The 8,989-nt window shown below is 59.1% G+C and carries 7 protein-coding genes and 4 pseudogenes; 3 read left to right on the top strand and 8 right to left on the bottom strand.

Annotated features, from left to right (window positions below; translation table 11 throughout):
- The 4 genes and pseudogenes from J9892_RS17745 to J9892_RS17730 all read right to left on the bottom strand — a co-directional run.
- Positions 1–608 (bottom strand): annotated as a pseudogene (locus tag J9892_RS17745) (IS1595-like element ISKpn3 family transposase); the annotation flags it as partial.
- A 74-nt stretch (positions 609–682) separates the two neighbouring features.
- Positions 683–934, bottom strand: a pseudogene (locus J9892_RS17740) (nuclease-related domain-containing protein); the annotation flags it as partial.
- Between the two features lie 25 nt (positions 935–959).
- Positions 960–1,592, bottom strand: a complete 633-nt coding sequence (locus J9892_RS17735) for a topoisomerase DNA-binding C4 zinc finger domain-containing protein (RefSeq protein ID WP_052816477.1) — start codon at positions 1,590–1,592, stop codon at positions 960–962.
- Positions 1,593–1,809: 217 nt separating this feature from the next.
- Entirely contained in the window at positions 1,810–2,778 is a 969-nt protein-coding gene (locus J9892_RS17730) for a hypothetical protein (RefSeq protein ID WP_181023078.1), read from the bottom strand.
- Between the two features lie 331 nt (positions 2,779–3,109).
- Between J9892_RS17730 and J9892_RS17725 the strand changes: the two genes are divergently transcribed.
- The 3 genes from J9892_RS17725 (at position 3,110) to J9892_RS17715 (ending at position 6,051) form a co-directional block, all read left to right on the top strand.
- Positions 3,110–3,760 (top strand): DedA family protein, encoded by a 651-nt coding sequence (locus J9892_RS17725; protein WP_039040377.1) that lies wholly within the window; start codon positions 3,110–3,112, stop codon positions 3,758–3,760.
- A gap of 245 nt (positions 3,761–4,005) precedes the next feature.
- A complete protein-coding gene (locus J9892_RS17720; protein ID WP_010675179.1) occupies positions 4,006–5,301 on the top strand; it encodes a DEAD/DEAH box helicase in 1,296 nt (431 codons plus the stop codon).
- A gap of 114 nt (positions 5,302–5,415) precedes the next feature.
- Entirely contained in the window at positions 5,416–6,051 is a 636-nt protein-coding gene (locus J9892_RS17715; protein WP_210538642.1) for a DUF2913 family protein, read from the top strand.
- 49 nt (positions 6,052–6,100) lie between these two features.
- Here the strand turns inward: J9892_RS17715 and J9892_RS17710 are convergent.
- The 4 genes and pseudogenes from J9892_RS17710 to J9892_RS17695 form a co-directional block, all read right to left on the bottom strand.
- Positions 6,101–6,220 (bottom strand): annotated as a pseudogene (locus tag J9892_RS17710) (transposase); the annotation flags it as partial.
- Positions 6,221–6,295: 75 nt separating this feature from the next.
- Positions 6,296–7,051 (bottom strand): IS21-like element ISAs27 family helper ATPase IstB, encoded by a 756-nt coding sequence (gene istB / locus J9892_RS17705; protein WP_043851824.1) that lies wholly within the window; start codon positions 7,049–7,051, stop codon positions 6,296–6,298.
- A 22-nt stretch (positions 7,052–7,073) separates the two neighbouring features.
- Positions 7,074–8,639 carry an IS21-like element ISAs27 family transposase gene (istA, locus tag J9892_RS17700; protein WP_046400746.1) on the bottom strand — a complete coding sequence of 522 codons (1,566 nt, stop codon included), beginning with the start codon at positions 8,637–8,639 and terminating at the stop codon, positions 7,074–7,076.
- 205 nt (positions 8,640–8,844) lie between these two features.
- Positions 8,845–8,989: pseudogene (locus tag J9892_RS17695) on the bottom strand (transposase); the annotation flags it as partial.

The following is an 8,989-nucleotide window of genomic DNA, read 5'->3' as shown; positions in this document are numbered from 1 at the left end:
ATATGCCGTTTTGCCCAATCAGCAACGGACTTGGTTTTGAAACCATCGACCACCGTCATCCGCATCTTGATTGGATGTCCTTCCTTGTTCAGGGCCACTGCTGCCACAAACGGCGTCTTGCCTGCCGCGCCCCGACCCCGTTTGCCGCCACGGCGCTCGCCACCCCAGTAGACATCATCGAGCTGAATGATGCCGCTGATGGGCTGCTTGTCATCGGACTCTTTCATGGCTTGCAGCAGCTTGTGCTTGAGCATCCAGGCGGTGTCATATTTGACGCCCAACTGGCGCTTTAGCTCCATCGCTGACAAGCCTGTTTTGGTTTGTGACAACAGGTGCATTGCCAGAAACCACTTGGTCAGTGGGAGCTTGGTGTTTGCGAAAATAGTGTTTCCAGTCAATGACATCTGGTGACGGCAGTGATTGCATTGCCACACACGTGGCCGCCTTCTCAGGCGACAACAGGTCTTGTTGGCACATTCAGGGCAGACAAAGCCGTTAGGAAAACGCCAAGTGAACAGCGCGTTTTCGCACTGAGCCTCAGTGCCATAGTCCTTGAGAAACTCAAACAGGCTGTAGCCTTTCTGGAATTGGATTTTGCTTTTGGCCATGATCTCGCACCTCGATAACTGTACGTAAGATCAGTATAGTTCGTGGTAACTGACTGCTAATCATGGGTAATCAGGATCACGAATAGCCCGAAGCGAGAGACGATCACGTGATCGATCTGAGTGCTGCCCTGGGGGGTGGGCAGGGTCACGTCCTTGAGCAGGCGATATTCCCGCTTGTCGAGAAATAGCCGAATACAGAGATTGATAAACCACTCCCCGACCATCCCTTTGAACCAGGCCGTTTTGAGCAGGGTGGCAATCAACAGCAGTGGCAGGAGAAACCAGAGCTGAGTCAGCAGCGGCGCTATGGCAGCAGTGATATCCATGTGATTTAGCCTTCACAGATCCCGGTCAGGGATGGGTCTCGATGGGGATGATGCTGCGACACTTGGGGTATTCGGGGCAGCCCCAGAAGCTGTTACCCTTGGTATCTCCCCGTTTGCTGGTCCTCAGTACCATGGTTGTGCCGCATTTTGGACAAACCGGTGCTGTACCTGCATGGGCGGCCACGTTGTCCTGCGGGTCACTGTCGCTTGCGACGCGCTCCAACGTGATGCGCACCTCCTCGCTCACCCGAATAATGCGCTGAGCTTCATCGTAGGCATCGCGGTACAGCTCACTGTCATCCGCCCGCCGGATCAACACCCCCATCTCGTTGTTGTTCACCTGGCTGAATTCGTAGAGGTTCAGGCTGGTGACAATGCACATCTCCTCATTGAGGTAGCACTTGGCATGGAGATTTTTGCAAAAGCTGGTGCGGATATAGGTGAGCTCCTTGAGCCAGCTGATCTCTTCCGGTTGGAGTTCGCTCTTGCCATAGACGATCCGCACATCGATCTTGAGCCGGTTCTTGTCGGTCAGCAGCTCCTTGATCCTGTCATTGAGTTTGAGAAAGGGGCTGATCAGGATTAACCGCTCCTTGGCATCCTTTATCAGCTCTTCGAGGAAATAGTTGGTTGCGCTGGTATTCAGAAATTTGGCCATAACAAGCTCCCTGTCCCTGGAAATGTCATGTGTTCTCTGCTCAACAGTAGGTAGTCAGCCTGACCACAATCCCCGGCGTGGTTCTGCTTTACGTCTTCACCCACCGTCCGTATCCCCATGCTAGGAGATACAGGTGGGACCTCATAGCGGCAATGGAGTCAAATGTGCGTTCAGTCAGAGATTTGGTGATGGGGACGGTTCATGTCGCCTTGCTGCGCTAGAAACTCATCGCCAGTCCGATGGAGTAGCCGCTGGTACTGTTGCTGAACATATAGCGGGCCACCAGCCGGGTGCGGGTGATGAAGATGTCGTACTTGCTGCTGTCGAGTTCGAGGCCAAGTCCCAGGGAGTTGAGGCTGTTGAAACCGAGCTGCCCCCGTTGCTGCCCCAGGTATTCGGTTCTGGCCCCTTCCAGCACGTAGCGAAGGGGCCTGTCCAGCAGGGTCCAGTGCCACAGGGGGGCGCGGCGGCGCAGGTAAAGCCCGAGGTTTTCCGCATCGGCCTGACCGCTGACGCTCTCGGCGGTGCCGGTGAAGCTTTGCAGATGCTGGTAGGAGTAGCGCAGCTCGGCATCGATGTCCTGGGCGGCGGAGAAGAGTTCATAGTCCAGCATCAATGAGCCGCCGAGGCCATAGACATTGAGGGTGCCGCCGTCGAGGAAGTCCAGATTCTGGCCACTCCTGTGCTCGAGCAGGGCGGCCCCGATGCGAAGGTCGCTGGCCACCGTGCCCAGGGTGACATTGGCGATGGGCCGCAGCACCAGATTGCCACCAAAGCGATCCCGGTGGACGCCGATATCCCAGCCGATGCCGCCGGTGGCGCTCAGGCTGTTCCATTTGGTGGGTATGGTGCGGGTCTCGTTGCCATCGGTGAACACAAACTGGGGATCGTAGCGGCTGTAACCCAGGGTGCCCTCCAGATAGAGGGGAACATCCTCGCTCAGGGTGGCGCCACCCCCGAACTGGGTGATGGTGAGGGCGGAGGTGTCGTTGGTGCCGCTGCCGATATTCAGGTTGCTGGCGGTGATATCCGGCACCACGGCGTAGCTCATCAGGGAGACGACGGCGTTGGCGCGCTGTTGAACCAGGCTCTCGTCGCTGGCACGGGCCTTTGTCACAAGACCGGCAGAGACGCCGGCAATAACCGCCAGCAAGGAAAGTGTGTGAAAAGAGAGCTGTCTTGCCATACCTGGCTCCATGAGTACCCCGTCCATTGGGGCATGTTCACACTGTAACGGGTTTCATCTGGCTTGGCAGCCTGGCAAGGGCCGACCCGTCCTGTTTTGGGGTGTGCGCATTGGCCTGATGGGCCAAGCTGCCCTCGCTTTGGCGGGGGCAGGGGGGGCGAGAAGGGTGAACCGCTGGGCAGAAATCACAGACATTAATTTATTGTTCAGTTCCCCGGGTGTATAAGAGGCCTCCCATACGAACATTGGGGTGGTAGCAGGGATGGATTACCAGACGGGGCCTTCGGGTCATCATGACGAATGCGCATTACGTTGATGGGAGTCACACCAGATGCAGGACATGCTGCTTGCCATATGGCATCAGGATTTTGATCAGCTTATACAAATGCAGGCAATCGGTCTGCTCGTCACCTGTCTGGTGGTGATCCTCTTCCTTGAATCGAGCTTCGTCTTTCTGCCCCTGCCCGGTGACAGCCTGGTGCTGCTGGCGGGCGGTCTGGTGGGCATGGGGGTGCTGGGGCCCGAGGTGACCTTGCTCTATCTGCCGCTCGCGGCCGGGATAGGGAGCGTGCTCGCCTACTGGCAGGGGCAGGCACTGCATGGCACCCGTTTCATGGGCCATGTGGAGCGAATGATCCCGGAAGGGAGCCTGCCCAGGGCCTCCCGACTGCTGGATCGTTACGGCTTCTGGGCCATGTTCGTGTCCCGTTTCATCCCCTTCGTGAGAGTGTTGACCCCCATGTTGATGGGAGTCTCCCGCCTGCACCTGCTGCGGGTGGCCGTGGCGAGTTTTGCCAGCGCCTTCCTCTGGTCCCTGGTGCTGAGCATGGCCGGCAAGATGGTGATGGCGACCCCGGTCTTTGCCCATCATCAGGAGCTGCTGACCAAGTGCCTGCTTGTCACCTCTTTCGGGTTGTTCGTCATCGCGGTGGCGGCCATCGGCATGCGGCTGCTCAAGCGTCCGAGCAAGCGGGTGCGCTGATCTCACTGCCCGGGCTGCGCCTGCTGCCGCGTCTGGAGAGCGCAGCCCCCGGAAAAATACAGGCCATTTGAGGCGGCATTCCTGTCGCCTATCTGTTACACTTCGCGCCCGCCATTTTCCGGCTCATCTTCTGATCTGATGTCAGACCCAGCCGTCCTTGGCTCCACGCCTCGCCGATGCCAGGCCACACGCCGGCCCAGGCCACCCACGCCAACTACAGCTCCGCTGGAACACAGGAACCCAACATGAGATTTGAATCGTTCGATTTTGCCCCCGAGATTTTGCGCGCCATCTCAGATTGCGGTTATCAGGAGATGACCCCTGTGCAGAGCCAGGCCATCCCGGCCATTCGCCGTGGCCGCGATGTGCTGGCCAGTGCCCAGACCGGTACCGGCAAGACAGCCGCCTTTGCGTTGCCCATCCTGCAACGCCTGGTAGACAACCCGGCGCCGGTGCAGCCTTCCAATGCCCGCGTGCTGATCCTGACCCCGACCCGCGAGCTGGCGGCCCAGGTGGCGAGCAATATCAACGATTTCGCCAAGTATCTTGATATTACTACCCTCACCATCGTGGGTGGCGGCAAACAGGATGTGCAGGCCAAGAAGCTCAAAGCGGGCGCACACATCATAGTGGCCACCCCTGGCCGTCTGCTCGAGCACCTCACCGCCTGCAACCTGAGCCTCTCCGGGGTCGAGACTCTGGTGCTGGACGAGGCGGATCGCATCCTCGACATGGGCTTTAGCGCCGATGTGCAGCAGATCCTGCAGGCGGTCAACAAGACCCGCCAGAACCTGCTCTTCTCCGCCACCTTCTCCGAGGCGGTAAAAAAGCTGGCCAACCTCATGCTGGACAAACCCCAGGTGGTGGCCGTCGACAAGCAGAACTCTACTGCCGACACCGTGAGCCACACCGTTTATCCGGTGGAACAGAAGCGCAAACGCGAGCTGCTCTCCGAGCTTATCGGCAAGCAGAACTGGCAGCAGGTGCTGGTGTTTGCCAGCACCCGCGAGAGCTGCGATGAACTGGTGGAGGAGCTCAACCTCGACGGCATCAAGTCTGCCGTGGTGCACGGTGACAAGGCCCAGGGGAGCCGTCGCCGTGCCTTGCGTGAATTCACCGAAGGCAAGCTGCGGGTGCTGGTGGCCACCGAGGTGGCCGCCCGCGGCCTGGACATTCCGAGCCTGGAATACGTGGTCAACTATGATCTGCCGTTCCTCGCGGAAGATTACGTGCACCGTATCGGCCGAACCGGTCGCGCTGGCAAGAGCGGCATGGCCATCTCCTTCGTCAGTCGCGAGGAGGAGCGCACCCTGCTGGAGATCGAGGCCCTCATCGGCCAGAAGATCCGCCGCATCATGGTGCCGGGTTACGAGGTGAGCAGCCGTGACGACCTCATCAAGCAGTTGCAGGAGCGCCGCCGCTTCGGCAAGCGCCCGCAGCGTGAAGACAATGCCGCCGCCCAGGCCATGGCTGAGGCGAAACTGCAAGGTCAGCGCCTCAAGCGTCTGGCGGCGGCCAAGAAGCCCCGTCAGCCGAAATAAGGCAACGTCGCACCCTCCCGGTCGGGGAGGGGCGTTTACTCTCCAAAGGCGCCACTGGCGCCTTTGTGCTGTCGATGACGCGGCCCCTGGCCGCCCCGTTTCAGAGGATCCGAGATGACCCTTCCTGCTTACAATCAGGCCCTGCTCGAGATGGCCCGCCAGAGCCTGGCGGAGCTGGAGCGCACCGCTGCCCAGAAGACGGGCAAACGCACCCCCGCCCAGGAGAGCCACTTTCTCTGTACCTGGATGGCGGATTCTCTCAAGGAGAAACGCTTCTCCCGGCTGGTGATGGAGGATCTCAAGGCCTGGGTGCAACTGGGGCGGACGCTGGGGGCGGGGGCCGATCTCAAGGGGCTGCTTGAGCGGGTGCAGCGCCAGTATGAGCGTGCCATGTATGAGCCGGTACAGCTGGGGGCGCGCCTGGCCGATCTGCTTTTGGCGCTGGAGGGGGCGGGCTGGCTGGTGTTCACCGACAGCGAACTGCACACCCGGCAGCGGCTGCTGAGCCAGGGGCAATCCAGTCTGATCATCTCGGCCAGCGAGTATCAGGGCCATATCGAGGGAGGTGAGCTGGTCAAGCCCCTCACCCTCTATGTGCGCGGGGACGAGCAGGTACTGGCCGAGGCGGCATTTGCCCGGGGCCTGCTGCTGAGCCAGGGCAACAAGAAAACCACCCTGGTCAAGCACCACAAGGCCTATCGGCTGATGCCGGGCAACGCGCAGCCGGCCCTGGCGCTGCTGGCCTCCTGACCCCACCTTCTCATCCCGTCACCCGGCCCTGCGCCGGGTTTTTTTAGGTTCATCGCGGCTTTCCGGGGAAGGCCGCCTTGATTTTCAGAAAAAAGTATTCTGAGTCCCTAAATCCATATGCCATGCGCTTTATCACTTTGATCTTGTTGTTCACCCCTTCCAGCTGGCTAATAACATCATGTCGATCAGCCAATAACATCATGCCGATCACTTTTTTTCTGCCCGCGTTTATAGCGTCTTCCTTTTACTCCGCCTGATCGGCATCGGTCAAGTTGGCGCCCTGTTTTCTCATCGATTCTCCCGTTAAGGTCACGCGCACCGCTCTGTGGATCAGTCGGTCCAAGATCGCCTCGGCGAAGGTTGCCTCTCCGATCATCCCGTACCACTTCTCCACCGGCAATTGGCTCGCCACTATCGTTGAGACGTTGCCGTAGCGGGTATCGATGATCTCCAGCAGGTTGCTGCGTTCGCTCGCGTCCAGCATCTCCATGCCCCAGTCATCCAGGATCAGTACCCCTATGTTGCTTACCCGCTCCAGCAGTTTCGGATAGCTGCCATCCGCTTGGGCCAGTCGCATCTCTTCAAGTAGGGTTTTCAGCCGGTAATACCGCACGCCCACTCCTTGCCGGATAAAGTAACGGCCCAGGGCACACGCCAGGTAACTCTTGCCACAGCCTGCCGCGCCCGTTAGCAGCAGGTTTTGTTGATGACTCAGCCAGTGTCCTTCCAGCAGTTGGCGGATCTGCGCTTTGCTCACGCCTCGACCCGCCCGATAGTCGAGCTGCTCCACCTGTCCGGCTAGCCGGAACCGGGCTTGCTTCTCCAGGCGGTTGGTTTTCCTCTGCTCCCGCTGCACCAGCTCATGGCTCAGTAATAGTTGCAGCCGCTCTTCAAAACCCATATCCAGGTACAGCATGCTCTGGGCCTGCTGCTGGTTCAGAGCCTGTTTCATGCCGCTCAAGTGCAGGCGGCTTAGTTGTTCATCGAGGTGTAATTGCATCGGCTTCTCCTGATCCGTGGGGTTAGTGGAAGTAGTGCTCGCCATGGACATTGTCATGACGGATGTCTTGCAGCGGATCCTGTCGCTCGTTGGCAATGAGTTGTTGCTCCTCCAGGCCATGCTTGAGCATGCTGCGGATGTTGTGCAGCCGGTTGGCGCCGGTCAGGTGCCCCCGGAGGCAGGCCGCTTCCAGCCGCTCCTTGCCATAGGTTTTGCTCTGCCCCAGCAAGGCCAGGCAAGGGCGCACCGCTTGCGTCGAATGCTCTGCCTGCCGGATAAAGCCATCCACCCAATGCGTGGTGTAGGGGCCGATGGACGCCGCCCAGCCAAGCAGTCGCTCCGGCGACCACTCCAGCAGTGCCTGATGATGCGCGGGCATGTGTTCACGCAGGCTGCTGTGCTGGCCTTTGTGATGACTCCGCTGGTGTTCGGCCACGATCTTGCCCGCGTGGTACAGCGTGACGGTATGCTCGGCCAGATGCGCCTCCAGCCGCTTGCCCTGCAAGGCATAGGGCACTGAGTAATAGTGCTTTTCCAGATCGACGTGGTAGTCCTTACCAACCAGCACCGGCACTACTTTGGTGTAGTGATAGGGATAATCCGGCAACGGCTTGAGCGCCGGTGCATCGAGCTCGGCAAACAGTGAGGCACGGCAGCCAGGCAGCTTCTGGAAGGATTTCTGGTTGAGCCGGGTCAGCAGTTCACCCATTCGCTGATTGAGCTGGGCCAGGCTATGGAAGGTTTCATGACGCAGCACCGCCAGGATCCAGCGGGTGACGATCTGCACGCCCACCTCCGCCTTGGACTTATCCTTCGGCTTGCGGGGCCGCGCGGGCATGATCGCCGTACCGAAATGGGCCGCCAGCATCTGGTAGGTAGGGTTGAGATCCGGATCGGTATTGCGCGCCACGCTGACGGCACTCTTGAGGCAATCAGGTACCACCAATTGCGGCACACCGCCAAAGAACTCGAAAGCGCGCTTGTGGCTCATCACCCAGTCATCGAGCTGCTGGGAGCGGGTGGCCTCGGCAAAGGTGTAGTTGGAGGCCCCCAGCACGGCGACAAAGATCTGGGCCCGGTAAAGGATCTCGCCGGTATGCGGATCGACAATGGGCATGGTCTGGCCGCAGTAGTCGACAAAGAGTTTTTCGCCCGCAATATGGGTCTGCCGCATCGAGGGTTGCAGCAGCGCCGCCCACTCTTTATAGAGCCGACAGAAGTGGTTGTAGCTGTAGTGGGAGCCTGGATGGCGCTCGGCGTACTCCTGCCATAGCAGCTCGAGGGTCACGCCTTTTTGACCTGGTTTTTTGAGTTCCTGATGCAACAAGGCCCAGTTGGGAGTGGGTTTGTGCTGAGTTTTATGAACAGAGCAGGTCTTGAGAAATGCGCGCTCCAGGGAGACATCATCCCAGGACTCAGACAGGGGCCAGGTCATGATACCCAGTTGAGCCGCCCGGTTGAGGTAATAGGATACGGTGCTAGGAGAGATATGCAGGCTGAGGGCGATCTGCCGATGAGCCAGTTGAGCCTGAAATTTAAGGCGAAGAATTTCTTTGAGTTTTCTCACAGTGATAGGCCTCGCAGACATGCACGTTCCTCTGTTGGAGCAGATGGGAAAGTGCGGGTTTAACGAAGCGGGAAGAAAAAGTCACCAATAACATGGATGCCGATCATGGTTTCCCATCGAGGGTAAAAAGTGATCGGCTTGGGATGTTATTGAGTGATCGGCATGGATGTTATTACGTGATCGGCATGAATGTTATTGAGCGATCGCCATGCGTGGGAATATGCACCAGCACACTCGTGTGCATCGGGTAGTTTGCACTCGCCAGGATCCCCCGCATATATTTCGATAAATTTCGACCAAATCGTTGCAGCGGCGCTAGCCCGCTTTCCTTCACCTGCCGCATCCAGCTCCGCCATCGTCGCCATCCTTCC

Origin of the sequence: Aeromonas sp. Prich7-2, from assembly GCF_017939255.1 — a bacterium.
Taxonomy (GTDB): domain Bacteria; phylum Pseudomonadota; class Gammaproteobacteria; order Enterobacterales; family Aeromonadaceae; genus Aeromonas; species Aeromonas caviae.
This window is presented reverse-complemented; position numbering and strand designations above follow the sequence as displayed.